The 20,566-nt window shown below is 43.0% G+C and carries 22 protein-coding genes; 5 read left to right on the plus strand and 17 right to left on the minus strand.

The window, feature by feature from the left end; genetic code table 11:
* Window positions 1-106: 106 nt before the first annotated feature.
* Complete coding sequence (locus B3182_RS13775) at window positions 107-382, plus strand: hypothetical protein (protein ID WP_292355967.1); 276 nt, start codon at window positions 107-109, stop codon at window positions 380-382.
* Between the two features lie 49 nt (window positions 383-431).
* Here the strand turns inward: B3182_RS13775 and bfr are convergent, their stop codons facing one another.
* Both bfr and B3182_RS13785 read right to left on the minus strand, forming a co-directional pair.
* Window positions 432-911, minus strand: a complete 480-nt coding sequence (gene bfr, locus B3182_RS13780) for a bacterioferritin (protein WP_292355969.1) — start codon at window positions 909-911, stop codon at window positions 432-434.
* 272 nt (window positions 912-1,183) lie between these two features.
* Entirely contained in the window at window positions 1,184-1,402 is a 219-nt protein-coding gene (locus B3182_RS13785; RefSeq protein WP_292355971.1) for a (2Fe-2S)-binding protein, read from the minus strand.
* A gap of 160 nt (window positions 1,403-1,562) precedes the next feature.
* Between B3182_RS13785 and B3182_RS13790 the strand changes: the two genes are divergently transcribed.
* On the plus strand, window positions 1,563-2,261 hold the full coding sequence (locus B3182_RS13790; protein ID WP_292355973.1) for a response regulator transcription factor: 699 nt from the start codon (window positions 1,563-1,565) through the stop codon (window positions 2,259-2,261).
* Window positions 2,262-2,273: 12 nt separating this feature from the next.
* Here the strand turns inward: B3182_RS13790 and B3182_RS13795 are convergent, their stop codons facing one another.
* The 8 genes from B3182_RS13795 to B3182_RS13830 are packed head-to-tail and all read right to left on the minus strand — an operon-like array spanning window position 2,274 to window position 10,125.
* Window positions 2,274-3,575 (minus strand): sensor histidine kinase, encoded by a 1,302-nt coding sequence (locus B3182_RS13795; RefSeq protein WP_292355974.1) that lies wholly within the window; start codon window positions 3,573-3,575, stop codon window positions 2,274-2,276.
* A 4-nt stretch (window positions 3,576-3,579) separates the two neighbouring features.
* Entirely contained in the window at window positions 3,580-4,614 is a 1,035-nt protein-coding gene (locus B3182_RS13800) for an SAM-dependent methyltransferase (protein ID WP_292355976.1), read from the minus strand.
* Window positions 4,611-5,375, minus strand: coding sequence for a DUF1295 domain-containing protein (locus B3182_RS13805; RefSeq protein ID WP_292355978.1), 765 nt, complete (start codon window positions 5,373-5,375; stop codon window positions 4,611-4,613). The genes B3182_RS13800 and B3182_RS13805 overlap by 4 nt, the downstream gene beginning before the upstream one ends.
* On the minus strand, window positions 5,362-5,904 hold the full coding sequence (locus B3182_RS13810) for a DUF2878 domain-containing protein (protein WP_292355980.1): 543 nt from the start codon (window positions 5,902-5,904) through the stop codon (window positions 5,362-5,364). The genes B3182_RS13805 and B3182_RS13810 overlap by 14 nt, the downstream gene beginning before the upstream one ends.
* The gene (locus B3182_RS13815; RefSeq protein ID WP_292355982.1) at window positions 5,897-7,159 is read right to left on the minus strand and encodes an SAM-dependent methyltransferase; all 1,263 of its coding nucleotides are present in this window, start codon (window positions 7,157-7,159) and stop codon (window positions 5,897-5,899) included. The genes B3182_RS13810 and B3182_RS13815 overlap by 8 nt, the downstream gene beginning before the upstream one ends.
* Window positions 7,156-7,944, minus strand: coding sequence for a DUF1365 domain-containing protein (locus B3182_RS13820; protein WP_292355984.1), 789 nt, complete (start codon window positions 7,942-7,944; stop codon window positions 7,156-7,158). Before B3182_RS13820 ends, B3182_RS13815 begins: the two co-directional genes overlap by 4 nt.
* Entirely contained in the window at window positions 7,934-9,196 is a 1,263-nt protein-coding gene (locus B3182_RS13825) for an NAD(P)/FAD-dependent oxidoreductase (protein WP_292355986.1), read from the minus strand. The genes B3182_RS13820 and B3182_RS13825 overlap by 11 nt, the downstream gene beginning before the upstream one ends.
* Window positions 9,193-10,125, minus strand: a complete 933-nt coding sequence (locus tag B3182_RS13830; protein WP_292355988.1) for an acyl-CoA desaturase — start codon at window positions 10,123-10,125, stop codon at window positions 9,193-9,195. Before B3182_RS13830 ends, B3182_RS13825 begins: the two co-directional genes overlap by 4 nt.
* Window positions 10,126-10,372: 247 nt before the next feature.
* Here B3182_RS13830 and B3182_RS13835 point away from each other — a divergent pair, with 247 nt between their 5' ends.
* On the plus strand, window positions 10,373-10,864 hold the full coding sequence (locus B3182_RS13835) for a nuclear transport factor 2 family protein (RefSeq protein ID WP_292355989.1): 492 nt from the start codon (window positions 10,373-10,375) through the stop codon (window positions 10,862-10,864).
* Complete coding sequence (locus tag B3182_RS13840) at window positions 10,861-11,397, plus strand: chalcone isomerase family protein (RefSeq protein ID WP_292355991.1); 537 nt, start codon at window positions 10,861-10,863, stop codon at window positions 11,395-11,397. The genes B3182_RS13835 and B3182_RS13840 overlap by 4 nt, the downstream gene beginning before the upstream one ends.
* A gap of 27 nt (window positions 11,398-11,424) precedes the next feature.
* On the opposite strand, the gene B3182_RS13845 is transcribed toward B3182_RS13840, so the two are convergent.
* The 5 genes from B3182_RS13845 to ectA form a co-directional block, all read right to left on the minus strand.
* Window positions 11,425-12,327, minus strand: coding sequence for a TPR end-of-group domain-containing protein (locus B3182_RS13845; protein ID WP_292355992.1), 903 nt, complete (start codon window positions 12,325-12,327; stop codon window positions 11,425-11,427).
* Window positions 12,312-13,754 carry an aspartate kinase gene (locus tag B3182_RS13850; protein ID WP_292355994.1) on the minus strand — a complete coding sequence of 481 codons (1,443 nt, stop codon included), beginning with the start codon at window positions 13,752-13,754 and terminating at the stop codon, window positions 12,312-12,314. Before B3182_RS13850 ends, B3182_RS13845 begins: the two co-directional genes overlap by 16 nt.
* Window positions 13,755-13,812: 58 nt before the next feature.
* Window positions 13,813-14,217 (minus strand): ectoine synthase, encoded by a 405-nt coding sequence (locus B3182_RS13855; RefSeq protein WP_292355996.1) that lies wholly within the window; start codon window positions 14,215-14,217, stop codon window positions 13,813-13,815.
* 84 nt (window positions 14,218-14,301) lie between these two features.
* Window positions 14,302-15,663, minus strand: coding sequence for a diaminobutyrate--2-oxoglutarate transaminase (gene ectB, locus B3182_RS13860; RefSeq protein ID WP_292355998.1), 1,362 nt, complete (start codon window positions 15,661-15,663; stop codon window positions 14,302-14,304).
* Between the two features lie 55 nt (window positions 15,664-15,718).
* On the minus strand, window positions 15,719-16,234 hold the full coding sequence (ectA, locus tag B3182_RS13865) for a diaminobutyrate acetyltransferase (protein WP_292356000.1): 516 nt from the start codon (window positions 16,232-16,234) through the stop codon (window positions 15,719-15,721).
* Window positions 16,235-16,526: 292 nt separating this feature from the next.
* Here ectA and B3182_RS13870 point away from each other — a divergent pair, with 292 nt between their 5' ends.
* Complete coding sequence (locus tag B3182_RS13870) at window positions 16,527-17,117, plus strand: MarR family winged helix-turn-helix transcriptional regulator (protein ID WP_292356002.1); 591 nt, start codon at window positions 16,527-16,529, stop codon at window positions 17,115-17,117.
* Here B3182_RS13870 and B3182_RS13875 read toward each other — a convergent pair.
* Window positions 17,114-19,228 carry a two-component system response regulator gene (locus B3182_RS13875; RefSeq protein WP_292356004.1) on the minus strand — a complete coding sequence of 705 codons (2,115 nt, stop codon included), beginning with the start codon at window positions 19,226-19,228 and terminating at the stop codon, window positions 17,114-17,116. The genes B3182_RS13870 and B3182_RS13875 overlap by 4 nt on opposite strands.
* Before the next feature lie 158 nt (window positions 19,229-19,386).
* Entirely contained in the window at window positions 19,387-20,433 is a 1,047-nt protein-coding gene (locus B3182_RS13880; protein WP_292356006.1) for an NADP(H)-dependent aldo-keto reductase, read from the minus strand.
* Between the last annotated feature and the right edge of the window lie 133 nt (window positions 20,434-20,566).

Below are 20,566 nucleotides of genomic sequence, written 5' to 3' on the forward strand. Positions count from 1 at the left end.
TGATCTTTCATAGCCGCCTCTGTTGTGACTATGAAAGATCAACAGACAGTAGATCAGAAGCAGTTGCGGAAAAATGACGATAATTTAATTTACGAGAGGAAATGAAATGAGTGAGGAGTATGCTCAACAACTAATTGATATTCTGCTTTTATCGGATAATTTTCAAATGGATTTAAAAGCCCTGATTTCCAAAGTGGCCCATTTTGATGGCGATTCGGTTGCCGATAGAAAATGTCTGGCAGAAGCATTTGATATGTTAACGAGAGAAAAACTTATTTGGGTAGATGATGAACCCATTTATGAAAGCCAAGGCGATCAAGTGCTTTTCAATGAGATGATTATTGGCTTAACCAAAACCGGATCCAACGCATCGATAAACTAATAAAAAAAGCCCTTTCAATTAATCTGAAAGGGCTTCTGTTAATGAAATATTATTCGGCTTCTTTAACAATCTGTGCCTGATGGAAGTTTTCAATACCCATTTTATCAATCAGGCTGAGTTGTGTTTCCAGCCAGTCAACATGCTCTTCTTCAGATTCGAGAATATTCTTGAATAAATCACGGGTAACGTAGTCACCAATCTGTTCGCAATATTGAATACCTTCTTTCAGGTCTGGTATAGCATCAAGTTCTAATGAAAGATCGGCTTCCAGCATTTCACGAGTATTTTCACCGATACGCAACGCACCCAAATCCTGCAGATTCGGTAACCCCTCCAAAAACAGCACGCGTTCCGTCAGGGCATCAGCATGTTTCATTTCATCAATCGATTCATGATATTCATGCTCATAGAGGTTTTTCAGACCCCAGTCCTTGTACATTTTGGCATGTAGAAAATATTGGTTAATGGCTACCAGCTCATTACCTAATACTTTATTCAACAGCTCAATAACTTTTTTATCACCTTTCATCGGATTCTCCCTTATTCCTGGATCTGATGAAGACGATTATCGTTCATAAAGAATAAATGTCAAAGATAAGCTATTGATATTAAAGGCAAATGATAACAATTATCATCTACATTCTGTTCCATACGAGGTGGAAAAATAAGAATTAGCAATTAAAGCTAAGTAAATTAGTGACTTGTTTGTTTGGCAAAAAGCCACAAATAAACTATGGAAATAAGACTTTGAAATATTCAGGATTCAATTGGAGTTGAGGAGGTTCTACTATCTGCGCAGAGTTAACGCGTACCGTTCACAGTTTGGGCCACCAGAAAGTTATCCTGTTCGATAAGCTGTGGGGCATGTTGCTGCAAAACACGGTTTACCTTGAACTGACATTTACCACAGCTTGCGGCAGCACCAGTGCATTCACGGATAGCTTCCAGCGAGTCTGCGCCAGCATCAATAGATGCTTTAACTTTATCGACATTCACGTTGTTGCAAACACAAACTATCATGAAATAAACCCTATTGGTTAACCGTGTTGTTAATGATAATGATTGTTATTTATTAAGTCAAATGGCTTTTGTTATTTTTTGGGAGAAATTCCCAAAATTGCTACTTGCGATGCGGATGTTAACATCGTAACGTAGCTATAACAGGCCTTAAGAGAACAGTATGAAAGCAATATCAGCGACAGTATTAATAGTTGAAGATCATCGGGACTTGGCTGCTAATGTAGGTGATTATCTGGAAGTTGGCGGTTTTACCGTTGATTTTGCAACAGATGGCATTACCGCATTACAGTTATGTGAAGAGCACCATTACGACGCAATCGTTCTGGATATCATGCTCCCCGGAATTGATGGCTTTGAAGTCTGCCGCAGATTACGTCAGGAAATGCATCTACATACGCCGATCATTATGCTGACCGCCCGTGACACCATTAATGACAAGGTGAACGGTTTTGATTTGGGTGCAGATGATTATTTGATTAAACCTTTTGAAATGCGTGAGCTCGAAGCCAGGCTGATTGCAATGATCAGACGTCAACGGGGAGAGCTAGAAGGTGGAAAGTTAACGGTAGCCGATCTCACCTATGACCTCGATACTATGCGTGTTATGCGAGGTGATAAGCTTATCAAGCTGTCTCCAATAACGTTACACATCTTGCGGATTCTGATGCGCGAATCGCCAAAAATTGTCAGCCGCGAACGTTTGGAAGCTGAAGTCTGGGGTGATGATGCACCCGATAGTGATACGCTACGCAGTCATTTGTATAACCTGCGGAAAAGTCTGGATAAACCTTTTCAAAACCAGTTAATGCATACCTTACCAGGTGTGGGTTATAAGCTTTGCAGAGAAGAAGATCTTTAAAGCTTATTTAGCTTAACGGCTGCGAAACTGCGCTTTGGGAAAGTGCACACTGACCTCGGTCCCCTCGCCCATTTTGCTGGATAAACGCAGATTCCATTCATAGCGATTACATAACCGTTTAACAATAGTCATACCAATACCATACCCCGTAGTCTGTTGCTTCTCATCTGCACGGAAAAACGGTTTAAAGACTTTCTGCATTTGATCCCGGTCCATCCCAATTCCACTATCGGCCACTGAAAACCCGTCCGATCGGATAGAGACAGTAATATTGCCACGCAGAGTGTAATTAAAGGCATTACGCAATAGATTACCAATAAGAATCGGTAACACTCGTTCAGCAGCCAGTACGACTAAAATACCCGACTCTTCCACATTCACCGTGATCGGTTTATCGTGATGAATCATTCGCAGGTTATCCAGTTCCGCAGCTATCAAATCATTCACCGTGATTTCACGTAAAGGTAACGCCTCAACCTGCTCCCTGGCTAATAACAACAGCGTTTCAATCAGCGATTCCATATCCATCAGTGTGCGATACATACGGTTCATTTCTGTCACTGCTTGATCGCCATATTTGCGTTCAACCACCTCCAATGCTCCACGGATTACAGCTATTGGGGTACGTAATTCGTGACTGACGTCGCGGGTAAAATTCCGTTCACGTTCAACAAAGTTTTCCAGCCGGTTAGTAAATTCATCTAACGCCCGGACCAGACTGGAAACCTCGTCATCTGGAATGCTTCTCAAATCATGCAGATCCAACTGGGGAAAATTACCCTCCCGAAAGTCCACTTCGTTGACTGCCCGTGACAGTTTCATTATGGGTGAAACTGCCTTATGTGACTGTCGATAGGCAATCCAGGCCAGCAGATAAAGCACAACTAGAACCATCGCCAGAGGTAATAGACCAAAGACTAAAGCCAGTCGGGAAACCTTCACTTCATCAAAAATCAGATACAGACGACGATCACCTTTGTCCTCGACATAAACAATGGGCTGCTGGCCTGCCAGCTCAGCACGTTTCAAGCCTGGTCCCAGCTCCTGTAAGGCTGGTGGTAACTGAGAATAATTGTCCCGTTCGGCCATGTAAGCTTTTAGGTTCATGGTGTTGGGTAATGGAAACTGCGGATCTTCTGCACGCATATCCCAGAAATGTTGGGCTTCACCCTCTAGAGCAGCACGCACCAATACATCTTCAAGGGTTGCTTTTGCAGCGTAAATTCCGGCGATAGCCACCAGACTAATTAATGCAATTTGTATTAAAAAGACTTTAACCAGCTTGGCATGAAGATTGGTATTGGATTTAGCCATCGACTCAGTTTACTCGCTTTGAGAATAAATAATGCGTGACCAACCACTCGGTTCCATCGCGATAGCCAAATAATTCAGCACAGGCCATAAAGAATAACCGCCATCGCTGTAGCCAGATAGCGCCCTCCCCTTTACCGTAGGTTTCATCAAACAACGCTTTAATCTGTCTGGCATTTTTATCCGTATTTTCCAGCCAGGCTTCAGCTGTTTTCTGATAATGCTGACCATTGACCAACCACTGCTTTTCAATCTGCAGAGCATCCTGAAAATGCAATAACGTGTCTGCTGAAGGCATCAATCCACCGGTAAAAAAGTAGCGTCCCATCCAATTATCATCGCCTTCAGTTTCGAAAGGATAAACGACATTACGATGACAGAAAATATGCACAAAAAGCTTGCCGTCAGACTTTAGCCAGCAACTTACATTGTTGAGCAGCTGCTGATAATTACGCATATGTTCGAACATTTCTATCGAGACAATCCGGTCGTATTGCGTATTCAGTTCCAGTTTATTGACATCGCAGGTAATGATATGAATATTGGTTAATCCACGGGCAAACGCTTGCTTTTCAATATACTCTCGTTGCGAATTGGAATTTGATACAGCAGTGATTCGTGAATACGGAAAACGTTCAGCCATATATAAAGTCAGTGACCCCCAACCGCAGCCCAGTTCAAGAATATCCTGCCCGTTTTTGAAATCACCCCGTTCGAGATAAATATCCAACATGGCCTTTTCAGCCTGATCCAGTGATAAGGTGTAATCATCCCACCAGCAACCGCTGTATTTGAGATGTTTGCCTAAAGACAGCTGATAAAATTCGGCTGGTACTTCGTAGTGTTGTTCATTAGCCGCCTGGGTTTCTATCGCAATCGGACTGTTTCGTAGCATTTCCATGCATTGATTTTTGATTTCACTGGCGGCTTCCGGATCATAGGCATTTTCATCTTGCAGGCGTTGCTTAAGCAGCCTGCGAATGCCAACTCTTATTAACATGTCAGGCACCAGTCCTTTTTCAGCGATAGTGATCAGACTCATATTTTTTTCCTCCAGGGAATAAATGCACTGGTTGTTTGTTGATAGCGACGATATTTATCCCCACGACTGCGAATCGCGTGTTGTTCGGTGTAGGGTATGCCGGTTATGAAATACAGAAATAACAACATCACTAATGGTGCCAACCAGAGCCACGCTGCGTGTTCTATGCCAATCGCCATTAAGGGATAGCTAAACCAGTGTAACCATTCGAAAAAGTAATTCGGATGTCTGGAATAATTCCACAAGCCTGTTTCGCAGACTTCACCTTTATTTTTCGGATCAGCTTTGAAATTGGCTAATTGCTTATCGGCAATAGTGACCCCTGTGATAGCAATAATGGCGACAGCAAGGCCGGCATATTGAGCGAGACCTAAAGATTCAATCTGTCCCTGAGTAATAAACCAGACTGGAATGGCAAATCCCCACGCCAATAAAGCCTGGAACTGGAAAAAGAAAAAATGATAAAAATTGGTTCTAGCGCCCCAGTACTGTCTCAGGTATTTATAACGTCCATCTTCATCTTCACCTAATACTCTTTGGGCGAGGTGAGTTCCCAAACGCAAATACCAAAGCAGCATGATACCCGATGCCATAATGCTCAGCGGCAAATAGCCCTCACTGGTCAGCAAATGAAAGAAAGCCAGAAAACTTAATGCAAAAGCCCACAACACGTCGACAATTCCGGCATTTTTACTGCGAATTTGCCAAAACCAACCACCCAGCATTATTAAAGATACAATGAAAAGACTAAACCACAGCATGTTGTTTTCCTGATTCTTGATTGCGCCAATAATTGGCCAATGTCAGTAATAATGGAATTGCCAATCCCCAGCTAATGGCTAGTACTACGATTAATATTTCTGGTTGCAGCCAGTCTAGTGCACCTAAACGACTGCCTGCATAATAGGAAACAGGACTTGCAACCGCAGAAAATATCCCCGCCATCACACGTCGTCTTAATAACCATGACAGCGAGTGATTAAGCGTTAACGCAAAATTTATCCATAAACACCATATCCACCAGGGTGCAATCGGTTCAATAGTTTGAGCTTGATAAGCCATTAAATTCCAGGCTGACCAGCTCGAATCCAGCACGACACCGATTAAAATTGCCGCCAGCACCAGTTTGTAATCAGTCTGTTTCCAGCGACAAAAACGAAAATGAAAGATCAAAAAGGCGACGGTAAAAATAACGGCCGGTGAATTCAACTCCGCGGCCCCGCTTAATACACAGACAAACCAACCGATTTGAAACAGTAAAAAATTAACTATCGTCAGACGATCAGGCATATTCTGGACACCACTGGGCACGCCGGTTTTCGACTTTACTGAATAGTAAGTGCACGTCACTGATACTGCGTTCGGCAAAACCACCTTCGCAGTAGCAAAGATAAAACTCCCACATCCGAATAAATGAATCCGGATACCCCATGGCGCGAACTTTATCCAGAGAAGCGTTAAAACGTTCACGCCAGGTGGCCAGAGTAATCGCGTAACTTGGGCCAATGTCTTCAAGGCTGGTGAGTTTTAGCTTGGCTTTGGCAGCAGCATTACTCAGCACAGTTACACTGGGGATAAAGCTGCCCGGGAAAATATAGCGCTTGATAAAATCCACTGATTTGACTGCCTGGGCATAACGGTGATCTTCCAGCGTAATCGCTTGAATAATGGCCAGGCCATCTGGGGTTAATAAGTCCGCACACCGCTGAAAATAGTCATCGATATAGTGATGCCCCACCGCCTCAACCATTTCAATCGAAATCAGCTTGTTATATTGCCCTCGCAGATCACGGTAATCTTCAAGCAATACTGTTATCTTGTCAGCGAGACCCGCTTTTGCTACACGCTGAACAGCATAATCATATTGTTGCCGGGAAATAGTCGTTGTTGTGACTTTGCAGCCATAATGCTGAGCAGCAAATACCGCACAACCACCCCAACCAGTACCAATCTCCAGCAGATGATCTGTCGGCTGTAAATCCAGCTTGTCACAAAGTCTCGCCAGCTTTTGCCGCTGAGCTGTTTCAAGAGATTCAGTACCGCTGTAGTACAGGCCGGATGAATACATCATCCAGTCTTTATCCAGAAACAACTCAAATAACTCATTGCCCAAATCGTAATGGGCAGCAATATTCTTGCGGCTACCACTTCGGCTATTGCGATTAAGCCAGTGAAAGCCTTTTAATAACGCACCGGTAATTCTGGCAAAGCCCTGTTCGAGTTCATCAGTCAATGACTGGTTACGCACCAGAATTCTCACCAATGCAGTTAAATCACTGCAATGCCAGTCGCCCTGCATGTAAGATTCAGCAGCGCCGACGCTGCCGCCTTGTACGACAGCTTCAAAAAAGCGCCGATCATAAACGGTCAGACTAATCGATAGATCGTCCTGTGGATCGCCTAATTCATAAACTTCACCTGCTGTATGTAAATGAATACAGCCTTTCTGGATCCTGCCTAGCTGACCAATAACAGCTTTTTCATACAGTTTTGACAGTCGGCTGGGTTTGCCACTTTGTGTTTCAATGACGGCCGATTTACTCATTTATCCTCTCCATTGGGTATAACAGGCTGGGTCACGGTATCGGCTTGTTGATCAGGATGACTGAACGAAGGGGTATGCTTTCCCCATAAGCGTAACGCCTGCCAATAAATACGCATAACAACTCTGAGCGTCTGTAGTGGATAGCGTATAGGTAACCAACGCATGCTTCTTGCGGTCATTGGCTGGAAATCAGCCTGTAATGTCGCATCAAACTGGCGCTCTCCTTCGCGCATTAACACCATGTTGATATTGATGGCATCTTGTTCCAGCTGAAAACGCCAGTGATATTGAATATCCATCGGCATAAACGGTGAAATGTGAAACTGCTTGTCAAAATCAAAACGCCATGGCTGGTTTTGTTGCTGATTTACTTTCAATACATAGGCATAACGTTCATTCCAAGGTGTATTGTTAATTTCGGAGACAATAAACTTGAGCTGTCGCTGTTCGAAACAGAAATAGAACGTTACCGGATTGAATACAAACCCGAGATAACGCGGATGAGTCAGGATCTTTACCGTACCTGAGAACGACTCACCACTCCGTTGCTGTATCAACTCCACCACCGCCTGTTTCAAATCAGCCTGGTCGGATTGCAGATAATCCTTACGATAAAAACTAATCAGATTGAAGCGTTCCAATGACCAGAAACGCGAGCGTTTAAAATGTGATTGCAGCTCATCCAAGTCCAGCATCAGCATCGCCAGTGGATACTGGAACTCATGAATTTTTGGCAGATGACGCTGATGATGCACCCAACCACGATAAATTCCATCAGGCAACATCGGCGACTCCCTGCTGAGAATTTTCCAGAGCATCAATCACCCGCAGAGCACTGCTCACCCCATCCTCATGAAATCCCCACCCCCAATATGCACCACAGTAAAAAGTATGCTGGGTATCAGCAACTTCCTGCCAGCGACGCTGAGCATTAAGCGTGGAGAGATTATAAATTGGATGGGCGTAACGTCGATGCACCAGGACTTTTTTCGGGTCAATCAAATGTCCGGAATTTAACGAGACGATCAGCTCTGCTGGAGCATTCAGACTTTGCAGCGTATTCATGTGATAACTCACGGTACATTGCTGACTCAATTCAGGGCTTACGCGAACATTCCAGCTGGCCCATGCCTGAGTATTTTTCGGCAATATATCTGCATCTGTGTGCAGATGCATCTCGTTTTCCTGAAAGCCTATTCCCCCGAGAACGGCCACTTCCGTTTCACTGGGCTGATCCAGCATACGTAATGCCTGGTCCGCATGTGCAGCGATGATTACTTTATCAAAATGACGCTTCTCTCCATGTACCGATAAGCTCACACCATGGATATTTCGCTCTATCCGTTGAATGGGTGAGCCTGTCATAAACTCTGCATTTGTTTGCTGCACCAGCGCATCAACATAAGTCTTTGAGCCACCTTTAACCACACGCCATTGAGGTCTGTCCGTCAGCGACAGCATGTGATGATTATGCATAAAACGAATAAAATACTGCGCCGGGAAATCCACCACTGAAAGACTGGGACCTGACCACAAAGCACACGCCATAGGGATTAAATGGTCATTGATAAAAATATCACTGTAATTATTGATTGCCAGATATTGGCCCAATGTCAGACCGTCATCATCTTCATTTAATAATAACGGGGCTTCACGATAAAACCGTACCAAATCCCACAACATTCTATAAAAACGAAAACTCACCAGATTACGACGCTGACAGAATAATTTATTTAAATCAGTAGCGTTATATTCCAGACCTGAAGTGGCATTACTGACACTAAAGCTCATCTCAGTGGGCTGACTTTCCACTCCTAATTGGGTTAATAATTTGCTGAAATTTGGATAATTCTGTTGATTAAAAACAATAAAGCCCGTATCAACATGAAAAGCTTTGCCAGAAATCTCTATAGAATGCGTATCGGTATGGCCGCCTAGATAATTACCGGCTTCAAACATAGTAACTTCATGTTTTTTGGCCAGATAATATGCTGAAGTCAAACCGGAGATTCCGCCACCAACAACCGCAATTTTCATACAGCGGCCTCAGAGAGGATTTTCTTGCTTTCGCGTTTGTGAAGCGGCACTGTGCGGACATCCCAGATGAGTCCAGTTTTTTGCATGATTTTTAGCAGGTAATAACTTATATCGATTTCCCACCAATAAAATCCTTGTCTGGCAGAGGCAGGATAATGGTGATGATTGTTGTGCCATCCCTCCCCCAGGGTCAATAATGCCAGCACAAAATTATTACGGCTTTCATCGCCTGTTGAATAGCGTTTTTTACCAATTCGATGCGCCATGGAGTTTATCAACAGCGTTGCATGTAATAACACTACCGTCGAAATAAAATATCCCCACACCAACATTTGCCATCCATTGGTACCCAGTCCTGGAGCAAGCTTTTCCAGCAATACGCCTGTAATAAATAAACTTGCTGCCAGTATAACCGGTGCGATCAAATCGTATCGATCCAGCCAGCGTAGTTCAGCAAACCTTTTCCAATCCGGAACCAGGCTGTAATCAGCTTGATAATGTTTTCCTGAAAGAAACCAACCCATATGGCTCCAAAAAAGACCCTGTTTGGGAGAATGAGGATCGGCTGGCTGATCTGCATGACGATGATGCTGACGATGATGTGCTGCCCACCATAACGGTCCGCGTTGTGTTGCAGTTGCACCGATAAATGCAAAAATAAATTGCACCGTCCGTGATGTTTTAAAGGATTTGTGTGAAAAATAACGATGATAAAATGCTGTTATGGCAAACATCCTGATTAAATATAAAGCGACTGCAACAATCACTGCAATTGGAGAAATGCCCACAAAAATAACTGACACACAGGCCAGATGCATAAATAGAAAAGGGATAACCCTTAACCAATCAACACCAGCATCTCCGTTACCAAGTTCGGCAACAGATAATCCGGCTTCACCATTGTCAAACCATTGTCGAATTGATTTCATGAAGTATCTCTTTTCTAGACGATGTGAATCTTAGTCAGCAAAGTGTGAATTGCATGTGAAGAGTTAAGGGCGTATTGCTCTTTAAAAGCATGACAGCCTCTTCACTTCATTTTCACAATCAATACGCTTTGATGAGCAGACTAATAAAGTTCATCGGAAAAGAACCATGTTAAAGATCCCCCCAACGCTAAAATTGACGTGGTTCTTACCAATATTCGTTTTAACAGCGGCCTGTAGTGGAAATTCTATGCAAAGTGCTTATGTAAATGACTACCAGAAAGCTCTTGAATCAAAAGGTTCGCAGCCAGTTGAAAACAATGAGGCTGTAAATGGCTTTATTGAGGTGTTTAATCAGGCTCAACATGGCGAAGTGGCAGATATTATTCGTCAAACCTATGCTGAACAACTTTATTTTAACGACACCTTTCGAACCATTACTGACAGAAATGAACTCATAGAATACATGGAACAGACCGGGAAACAGGTTGATCGTCTCGATGTACGGGTTCAGGATGTTGCTCGCAGTGGTAACGACATCTATGTGCGTTGGATAATGCAAATGCAATTTAAGGTAATGGGAAAGCAAGTCGACAGCAAATCGATTGGTATCAGCCAATTACGCTTTAATGAACAGGGCAAGATTATCTTACATCAGGATTTCTGGGATGGTGTGGATGGGTTTTATCAACACTTGCCGATTATTGGTTACTCCCTGAAGAAAATACGGGAAAAGTTATGATAAACCGCATTCTGTTTTTTTCATTGCTTCCTTTTCACCTTGCCAGTGCGAACAGCTTTGAATCAGAAATACAGCTGGATAATTCTACCCTGCAACAATGTTCAGCCGTGCCTATTAAAGTGATGTTGTTCAATCTCGGTGATGTTGCTTTGTATCGTGAACAATGCAGTGATGATAGTGCATTGACCAGCCAGTCAATTCAACTTTCATTTATTTATAAGCGAAGTTTTGATGCCGAGGATTTTCAAAAATCTTCAGTGGAATTGCTACGGCGTAATCTGGATGAGGATTTGTTCAAATCAATTGAAATGGCATTATTGGATTTCAATGCTGGCTATCAGAAAGCAGAAGAAGGTGATCGTTATGATATCCGCTATTCATCTGAATCAGGCTTGTTGCTATTCAAAAATGGTCAACAACTGAGCAAAAGCGACGATGCTCAACTTGGTAAAGCTTACTTTGATATCTGGTTTGGCAAAGATCCTTTCAGCAAAGGAATCAAAGAAGAATTATTGGCAGGCCTGAAAAACTAAACCCGCCTGTTGGCGGGTTCAAATATGTTAACTCTTTTCTTCACTGGGATATAACAGCTTTTGTAAGCCCGGATGATCCTGCAAAGGCTGTAATGCCGGTTCCAGAGCAATTTCTTCTCGATAACTTTCACTGCGCGAAATAGCTTGTTTAAGATAATACAGCGCTTCTTCAAATTGCCCCATTGTCGTATAAGCACATGCCAGCTGATAAAACGCATGGCTGTTTAGTGGATCAATCAATAAAGCCTGATGGCAAAGATTGGCTGCCCATTGAGGCTCACCTAATTCAAGTACCGCGTCAGCCTTATAGGTCAATGCCTCACAATCATCGCGTTTAATCTTCAGGATATGATCATAAATACCGATTTTATGTGATGCCGTATTTTCCTGGGCAGCACGTAGCCATAATGACTGCAGTTCCTGAGTTCGCTCAATCTCTTCGCGGTTCTCTTCAATATGCTGTGTTTTCTGATTAAGTTGCAATTCTATAGCGTGTAACCGCTGCTCGTATTCCATCACTAGTTTTGAGATCTCTTCATCTGCCAGCGAGTGCACCCGCTCTTTGATTTCCCGAATCGATGTCCATCCCACCAGAACTAATATCGATGTTGCACCTGCAATCAGATAGAAAAAATAGGTAACCGTGTTGGTTGAATAGGTAACCGCTTTATCCACCGCGTTAATTTCACGGTTTACAATCTGCTGAATCATTTCATTGCGTTGTGATGCCATGTCAGTACGCAATTGCTTCAATTCATCCAAAACATAACGTTCTATGAACGGTGAATAGAGCGGTTCTTCCAATACGTCAACTTCAGCTTCAAATTGTTGCATTTGCTCATCAGATAATGGGGCCACCTGAGTTTCTGGCTCTGCATTTGCCAATAATGGCAAGCATAAAAAACATAAAGCTATTAAGACGCGAGGCATATGGCTCTGCCGTGATCATGAACCTCTACTAAATAACTGTGTAGATTTTTGATGGCATCAGCATAGTCATCTTCGTCAATAATAAATTGCATATCTACCTGACGCATTGACTGATGCATGGCCAATACACTGATATTTTTCTCAGCCAAAGCACTGACCGTACGTGCCAGAATACCGGGTATTTTCATATCACTACCAATCGCTGACACAATGGCCACTTTCTGCTGATTAATTTCAGCTTCCGGAAATTGTTCCTGTAAAGCTTCCCTAATCCGCCGAATATTCTTCAGGCTGGCAGTAAGATAATGCGTAATGGTGTTGGCATTAATATCTTTGGAAATAATATGGGCCTTGTTTTTGCGGATCTGGGCCAGGATTTCACGATCATAATTTTCAATATTGCCCGCCATATCCTGATCAAACAGCTCAAATGCATAAACATGTTTGCAGCCGGCGATAATTTCTACACAAGGTTTGCTACTGATATAGTCACCGGTGATTAATGTTCCGGCATGTTCAGGTTCAAAGGTGTTTCTCACCCTTAATGGAATATTATTCTGCCGTAAGCCTTTTGCCGCTTTAGGGTGAATAGCTTCCATACCCAGATTGGCTAATTGATCAGCCACATCATAATTGGTCCGGCCAATCGGCACAGCATTGTCTTCACCTACCAGACGCGGATCAGCGCTGCTTAAATGAAACTCTTTATGAATAATCGCTTCATTGGCATTGGTTAATACAGCAATACGGCTAAACGTCATTTCGCTGTAGCCGCGATCAAAGGTCGACATCAGACCATCATCACTATGGGCATACCCGGTCACGATGGGTAACTCTTTACTCAAATCAATTTTGGCAAACGCTTTATCAATTCGTTCATCAAGTTTCATGTGCTTGTCGGTCTGCCAACCGGTCAAATCAACATAACGGGCATTGATCTTGTCTTTTTTAAGTAAAGTTGCCGTATTCCAGGCACTGTGAGCCTCGCCAATACTGGCCAGCATTTCACGTACTGTTGCCAGATGCATATCCAAGGCAAAGTGACCATGCTGGCAAAGTCGTTGCAGATCTGCCAATACCCGTTCTGCATCATCAAGACGTTCGCCAATAAACTCATTAGCTTTGTTTAGTGTTTTTTTATCTTTAAACAATTGCTGGTTGATGGAAAAAATCTCTTGTTTGAGCTTTTCCATCGCTTCCATCCAGCTATCATCATTCAAACTGTTGGCAAATTCAGCGTAAACACCAGAAGTGCCATTTTTCTTATGCTCAAGCAAAAGGTTGGTAATACCACCATAAGCTGAAACAACAAACACACGATTGTAAATTGACTCGTTATGAACCGGTTTCAGAATAATATTGTCGCGCACTGCGACATAGTCGCTCATGGAAGTGCCGCCTATTTTTTCTACCGTATGAAATTGCATATCTACTCTCTGTTAATTCGTTGTACTCCGGGCTAAACCGGAAAGGCTGCATTGCCTGTTATTCAGTTACTGCTTCGGCGTCTAACTCATAAGCACCTTCAGCGTTGTGTACTTCTTTGCCATTTAATGGTGGATTGAAAACACAAGCCAGATGAAGCTCTTTAAAGGCACGCAGGATATGACGATCATGTTTATCCAGGTTGTATAAAGTACCCGGGGTAATTTTGTAGACCTTGCCATCATCTAGCGTTTCCACTTCACCTTCACCGCTAATGCAGTAAACAGACTCCAGATGATTTTGGTAATGCATGCGAAAATCAGCACCGGCATAGATAGTGGTGATATGGAATGAATACCCCATGTTGTCATCTTTCAATAACATACGGGTGCTTTCCCAGTTACCGTCCGGTGAAACGATACGACGTGAGGTTTTTTGAGCTTCTTGAAGTTGTCTGACAATCATGATTTTGTCCTCTGTAAATGCTTTGCAATATCCGGTGAACGGAAAGCCGCTCACCGGATTGTTAATACTGGGTTGAGAGGTTTATTAACTTGCCGCTTTTTTGCTTTCCGGCTCAACCACATCAGATTTACTGGCTTCATCGCTTACTGAATAATCACCTTCAAAAAAATCCTTTTCTTCCGGAATGCTGTCTGCTTTATCGCAAACTTCTTTAATAGCCTGCTCCAGAATATCGATACCTTTTTTCAGATTTTCATCTTTAATAGTTAGTGGGCAAAGGAATTTCACAACATGATCGTCTGCACCACTGGTTTCGATAATTAAACCTTTCTGAAAACATTTACGGGTAATTTGTCCAGCCAGTTCGCCATTGACACAATTAATACCGCGGAACATGCCACGACCATGTGAGTTAAAGTTACCTTCACCGTATTTCGCAACAATTGTGTCAACGCGATCAGCAATGTATTGACCTTTGCGCTGAACTTCCTTGGCAAATTTATCGTCTTTCCAGAAATAATCGAGTGCGGCTTTAGCAGTGACAAACGCATGATTGTTGCCACGGAAGGTACCGTTATGCTCACCCGGTGACCACTGATCGACTTCAGGCTTCATCAGCACGACAGCAAATGGCAGACCATACCCACTGAGTGATTTGGATAAGGTGACGATATCAGGGTAAATGCCGGCTTCTTCAAAACTGAAGAAAGTACCGGTACGGCCGCAACCTGCCTGAATATCATCAACAATCAATAAAACATCATGGCGTTTGCAGATTTCTGAAAGACTTTGTAACCAGGTCATTGAAGCAGCATTGATACCGCCCTCGCCTTGTACAGTTTCAACAATCACCGCGGCCGGCTTGTCGACACCACTACTGGAATCCGACAACATCTTGTCGAGCAGATTGGTAGTATCGAAATCATCACCTAAGTAACCATCATAAGGAATTCGGGTTGAACCATGTAAAGCAATACCAGCTCCACCACGGTGAGTTGAATTACCTGTTACCGATAAGGCACCAAGGGTCTGTCCATGCCAGCCATTTGTAAACGAAATAATATTTTCACGACCGGTTTTTTTACGGGCAATTTTTAATGCCGCTTCGACTGCATTGGTTCCGGTAGGACCAGTAAACATGACAATGTAATCAAGGTCACGTGGCTTCAGAATATTCTCGTTAAAGCTTTCCAGGAACTCACCCTTGGCACGAGTATGTAAGTCCAGCCCCTGAGTAATGCCATCACGTTGGATATATTCAATCAGTTTCTCTTTGAATAAAGGATGATTGTGACCATAATTCAGCGAACCGGCACCAGCCAGAAAGTCTATATATTCATTACCCTCATCGTCGTAAATCAACTCGCCTTGGGCTTTGTCAAATAGACGAGGGAACGCGCGGGCATATGAACGCACTTCTGATTCGATCTCTTCAAAAATTTTCATTCGCTTTTCTCTCCTGTGAAAATTGTGGCCATCGCTGACCTGAATTCAGTATTAATTAAGCTATTGGTTTAAACGGACCGACTTTGACTAACATTTCAGTATCATGCTGATCGGCAAAATGTTGTTTTCGATCAAACATTACGCTACTGCTAATCTCGGTATCAAGCTTACGGGCAAGGCTTTCAAATAACGCCCAGGAAGCTTTATTGTCTGGGGTTATCGTCGTTTCGATTCGCTTAATGTCACGGTTTTGTTCACGCGACAGAATTTCTTTAAGCATTCTTCCGGCAAGTCCTTGACCTCGGGCCTTTTCACCAACGGCAACCTGCCAGACAAATAATGTTTCAGGGCGTTGTGGTATGCGGTATCCGGAAATAAACCCTACCAATTCATTATCAAGAACAGCTGCTACAGCTGTCTCGGCAAAGTGACTGCTTTGCAATAAGTTGCAATACATCGAATTGGTATCTAACGGTGGGCATTCAGAAATAAGTTTATGCACGGCTGCACCAAGTTCTGCCGTTGGTTGCACTAACTCAATTGGTAAAGGTGCAGTCTTTACTTGGCTCATATATGTAATCAACTCTAATGTTTATGGCACTAAGTACTTAGTGATGTAAAAAAATCTGTAAATTCCATCATAATTACGTTTAATTAATATAATCATGCATTTATGACTTGCAGATGACAGAATCTAAATATATAGTACACTAAACAAATTAAAAGTCCAGACCACTTTGCGCTCTATTATTTAATTCGAGCTCTTTAAAATGGTTTGTATAAAAGTCTGGCTGTTTAGCCGATAAGACTCGTAAAGCGGTTTACCCCAAGTTGAAATATTCATTAAAGAAACGTGGGAAAATATGTTGAATTCAATTCAAATTAATACTGAAACTATAGACGCACTTGGTCTAGATAAAGAGCAAAGGGAACACCTGTTGAATCATATTGAAGAAGTGCTTATTGCATTGCGTCGGGTTATCCGCGCCACCGACCTACATTCCAAATACCTGGCTAAAACCACCGGCTTGACCGCACCCCAGATACTTTTATTACAAACATTGCGGGATAAGGGGCAAGTAACCATAGGTGAATTGGCTCAGGAGATGAGTTTAAGTCAAGCGACAGTGACCACTATTCTGGACCGGCTGGAAAAACGTGGATTGGTTTATCGACAACGCTCTCAGACCGATAAACGTAAAGTTCATGCATACCTGACTGAGACCGCTACAGAAACACTTAAAAGCGCGCCTATTCCTTTACAGGATCGTTTTACTCGTGAATTCAGTAAACTGGATGAATGGGAACAGGCAATGATAATGTCCGCTATAAAACGGGTTGCTCAAATGATGGACGCCCAGCATATTGATGCCTCACCTGTTCTTGATATTGGTTTGCTGGATCGGTACGAGGATGAACAGGATGTCGTTAAAATGTCTGCAAAAAAACGTTAGGAATTTTGCAGGCCATTTCCGCTCTCAAGCAGACGTTCAATTTCACTCACTGGCAGGGGTTTACTATAGTAATACCCTTGTAATTCCTTACAGCCCATTGTCGTCAGCATGTTTACCTGCTCAATGGTTTCAACGCCTTCGGCAATGGTTCTCAACCCCAGATTATCTGCAAGTTGGACAATGGTCCGTGCAATCGCAGCATCTTTAGGGTTTTCAACAATTTCATCAACAAAACTTTTATCAATTTTCAACGTATCAATCGGGAAATTTTTCAAATAACTTAATGAAGAATAACCGGTTCCAAAATCATCAATTGCCAGCCCTACTCCCATGTCTTTTAATGCTCTGAGTAATGGAATAGTTTCCATTACATCCTTGAGCATAGCCGTTTCCGTGATTTCCAATTCTAGAGAAGATGCTGGAAGCCCCGAGTTCTTCAGACTTAGTCCAACCTGCTCCAGCAATAACTGCTGATTAAACTGCATTGCAGACAGGTTCACCGAAACCCGCCAGTGAATATCAAAACGTTTTTGCCATTTGCGTGTTTGTAAGCATGCCTGTTGCAAAACCCATTCGCCAATGGCAATGATCAAACCGGTCTTTTCGGCCACTTCAATAAAGGTGAGTGGACCTAGCAGACCTTTTATCGGATGCAACCACCTCAACAAAGCTTCAAAACCAATAATCTGCTGTGTTTTTACATCAATTTGTGGCTGATAAAACAACAGAAATTCATTGCGTTCCAATGCCTGGCGGAGATCCTGTTCGGTTTGCAATCGCTCATACAAATAATCATTCATTTCTGCTGAAAAGAACTGGTAATTATTACGTCCCAGTTCCTTTGCGTGATTCATTGCCACATCAGCATGTTGCATCAAACTTTGTACGTTATCGCCATCCTCAGGGAAAAGTGCAATACCAATACTGACCGTACTGAAAACGTTGTAACCTTTTATATCAAATGATTTTTCAAACTTGGCAACAATGCGTTGCGCTATATTTGCCAGTACATCCACATTATCAATATTGGTCAGCATTACCGTAAACTCATCGCCAGCAAACCGGGCAACGCGGTCATCCTTATCCTTACTTACCGCAATCAAATCTGCATCCCGCAGACAATCCTTAATTCTTGCTGCGGCTTCACATAACAATGCATCACCAACTGCATGACCATAGGTGTCATTGATATGTTTAAAGTGATCCAGATCGATAAACATCAACGTTAACGATTGTTTTTTATGCCGGGCCCGGGCAATTGCGGTTTCCAACTGCTCAATAAACAAGCGGCGATTGGGTAAGTCGGTCAGCGTATCGTAATAGGTAAAGTAAGCAATTTCCTGCTCTGAACGTTTAAGTGAAGTGATGTCCTGCAAAGTGCCAACAATCTTCCACCCACTATAATCCTCGATAATTTCCGTGCGTTCATGCAAATAAAATAATTCGCCATTATCTAACTGAATACGATATTCAATATCATAGGGATATTTACTCTGTATTGCCCGACGTAGAGCCTGCTTAAATAAAGGTCTGTCTTCGGGGAAGATACGACGAAGAATCTGCTTGAATGAAATGCCTTGGGAAGTATCTTCGATACCCAATAACCGATGCAGATCAGCACTGCATTCAATTGCATTCTGCTTAAAATTCCATTCCCAGTAAACCAGATGGGCAATTGCCTGTGCCTTGGCCAGTTTTGAGCGACTCTGACTGAGCTCGCGCAGGGTATTGTTGGCTTTGAGAATGTAACGGATTCGGTGGGCAAATAACGGCCACTTGAAAGGTTTGGTTATAAAATCTGTTGCACCAGCTTCGAATGCTTTTTCAATGTCATCAACTTTGTCATGAATGGTCACCATAACAATCGCTGACTGTTGCCCTTTGGGAAGTGAACGTAACTTTCGACAGCAGGTAAATCCGTCCATGCCAGGCATGGAGACATCCAATAGGGTTATATCAGGTAAATGCTCGGCAAATAAATCGATTGCCTGTTCACCATTTTGGGCTTCAATAACCGTTAAGTTCGGATCCTGAAGTGATTGCTTCATCAGCAGGCGAGTCACCGGATCGTCATCAACAATAAGCACGGTATAAAAGGATGGACTATCCATGTTGCCAGCTACCTGAATTTCTAAGCAAAGAAACACTGATATAAGAATGACCAAACAGATCAGCGGCAGTTTATATCAGCAATATTTAAGAAGAATATAAACTACCATAGCGTTGTCAGCTTTAACCTGCGCTAGCGCACATTTCTGAAAAGTTAGATTCAGGGGGCCGGGTTAGATATGGTTTTATGGATATCCTCAATCGAAGCAACAACTTCATCGGAAAGCATTAATTGCTCGCTGCCAATATTGGTCTTTAGTTGTTCCATAGTGGTTGCGCCGATGATAGTCGCCGCAACAAATGGTCGACTATTCACATAAGCCAATGCCATTTGCGCTGGATCCAACTGATGTCGCTGTGCTAAATCAACATACGACTGCGTGGCTTGAACAGCCTGTGGGTTGCTGTAACGGGCATAGTGAGGCCATAAACTCATTCGCGCATTGGCAGGTGCATTGTTCTGTAAATATTTTCCGGTTAGCACACCAAAGCCCAAGGGTGAGTAAGCCAATAAGGGAACATTCTCCCGATAGCTGATTTCGGCACAGCCAATCTCATAGGTACGGTTCAACAAACTGTAAGGATTCTGCACTGAGGCAATCACGGGCAGATTCATCGCTTTTGCCACTGAAATAAACTGCATCAAACCCCAGGGAGTTTCATTGGATAAACCGATGTAGCGAATTTTTCCTGCCTTTACCTGTTTTTCCAGTGCCTGCAGGGTTTCAATGACTGGCGTCATGGTTTCTTCAGTGGCATCGTGCTGATACCCTAATTTCCCAAAATAATTGGTTTGTCGTTCAGGCCAATGTAATTGATATAAATCCAGATATTCGGTTTGCAAGCGTTGCAAACTATTGTCTAACGCTTCGCTGATATTTTTATCATCAAATCGTGATTTACCCTGACGTATGTGCCCTACCCAATCTGCTCCTGGCCCGGCAATTTTACTCGCAAGCACCAAATCATCACGACGACCACGTTTCGCTAACCAATTACCAATAATCGCTTCAGTTGCGCCATAAGTTTCCGCCTTGGGGGGAATTGCGTAAAGCTCAGCTGTATCAATGAAGTTAATACCCTGCGATACAGCGTAATCAAGCTGTTCAAATGCTTCCTGTTGAGTGTTCTGTTCACCATAAGTCATTGTGCCAAGACAAATCTGGCTGACTTTAAGATTACTATTGCCCAGGGTATTAAATTGCATAGTCGATCCTGTGATTTTCAGACGGTAGAAACAAAACAACGCCCATTAAGAGCGTTGTGATGATATTAAAGTTGCGTATGGTCGGGACAGAAGGATTTGAACCTTCGACCCCTTGCACCCCATGCAAGTGCGC

The organism is Methylophaga sp. UBA4204 (genome assembly GCF_002379485.1).
In the GTDB taxonomy this organism is placed as follows: Bacteria; Pseudomonadota; Gammaproteobacteria; order Nitrosococcales; family Methylophagaceae; genus Methylophaga.

Bases quoted from the DNA above. Each gene is read 5' to 3' on its own strand.
- B3182_RS13795 (WP_292355974.1), bottom strand. From the start codon at position 3,575: ATGGCTAAATCCAATACCAATCTTCATGCCAAGCTGGTTAAAGTCTTT.
- B3182_RS13820 (WP_292355984.1), bottom strand. From the start codon at position 7,944: ATGTTGCCTGATGGAATTTATCGTGGTTGGGTGCATCATCAGCGTCAT.
- B3182_RS13870 (WP_292356002.1), top strand. From the start codon at position 16,527: ATGTTGAATTCAATTCAAATTAATACTGAAACTATAGACGCACTTGGT.
- B3182_RS13830 (WP_292355988.1), bottom strand. From the start codon at position 10,125: ATGAAATCAATTCGACAATGGTTTGACAATGGTGAAGCCGGATTATCT.
- B3182_RS13855 (WP_292355996.1), bottom strand. From the start codon at position 14,217: ATGATTGTCAGACAACTTCAAGAAGCTCAAAAAACCTCACGTCGTATC.
- B3182_RS13875 (WP_292356004.1), bottom strand. From the start codon at position 19,228: ATGGATAGTCCATCCTTTTATACCGTGCTTATTGTTGATGACGATCCG.
- B3182_RS13805 (WP_292355978.1), bottom strand. From the start codon at position 5,375: ATGCTGTGGTTTAGTCTTTTCATTGTATCTTTAATAATGCTGGGTGGT.
- ectB (WP_292355998.1), bottom strand. From the start codon at position 15,663: ATGAAAATTTTTGAAGAGATCGAATCAGAAGTGCGTTCATATGCCCGC.
- B3182_RS13790 (WP_292355973.1), top strand. From the start codon at position 1,563: ATGAAAGCAATATCAGCGACAGTATTAATAGTTGAAGATCATCGGGAC.
- B3182_RS13825 (WP_292355986.1), bottom strand. From the start codon at position 9,196: ATGAAAATTGCGGTTGTTGGTGGCGGAATCTCCGGTTTGACTTCAGCA.
- B3182_RS13845 (WP_292355992.1), bottom strand. From the start codon at position 12,327: ATGCCTCGCGTCTTAATAGCTTTATGTTTTTTATGCTTGCCATTATTG.
- B3182_RS13840 (WP_292355991.1), top strand. From the start codon at position 10,861: ATGATAAACCGCATTCTGTTTTTTTCATTGCTTCCTTTTCACCTTGCC.
- B3182_RS13850 (WP_292355994.1), bottom strand. From the start codon at position 13,754: ATGCAATTTCATACGGTAGAAAAAATAGGCGGCACTTCCATGAGCGAC.
- B3182_RS13775 (WP_292355967.1), top strand. From the start codon at position 107: ATGAGTGAGGAGTATGCTCAACAACTAATTGATATTCTGCTTTTATCG.
- B3182_RS13800 (WP_292355976.1), bottom strand. From the start codon at position 4,614: ATGAGTCTGATCACTATCGCTGAAAAAGGACTGGTGCCTGACATGTTA.
- B3182_RS13880 (WP_292356006.1), bottom strand. From the start codon at position 20,433: ATGCAATTTAATACCCTGGGCAATAGTAATCTTAAAGTCAGCCAGATT.
- B3182_RS13835 (WP_292355989.1), top strand. From the start codon at position 10,373: ATGCAAAGTGCTTATGTAAATGACTACCAGAAAGCTCTTGAATCAAAA.
- ectA (WP_292356000.1), bottom strand. From the start codon at position 16,234: ATGAGCCAAGTAAAGACTGCACCTTTACCAATTGAGTTAGTGCAACCA.
- B3182_RS13810 (WP_292355980.1), bottom strand. From the start codon at position 5,904: ATGCCTGATCGTCTGACGATAGTTAATTTTTTACTGTTTCAAATCGGT.
- B3182_RS13815 (WP_292355982.1), bottom strand. From the start codon at position 7,159: ATGAGTAAATCGGCCGTCATTGAAACACAAAGTGGCAAACCCAGCCGA.
- bfr (WP_292355969.1), bottom strand. From the start codon at position 911: ATGAAAGGTGATAAAAAAGTTATTGAGCTGTTGAATAAAGTATTAGGT.
- B3182_RS13785 (WP_292355971.1), bottom strand. From the start codon at position 1,402: ATGATAGTTTGTGTTTGCAACAACGTGAATGTCGATAAAGTTAAAGCA.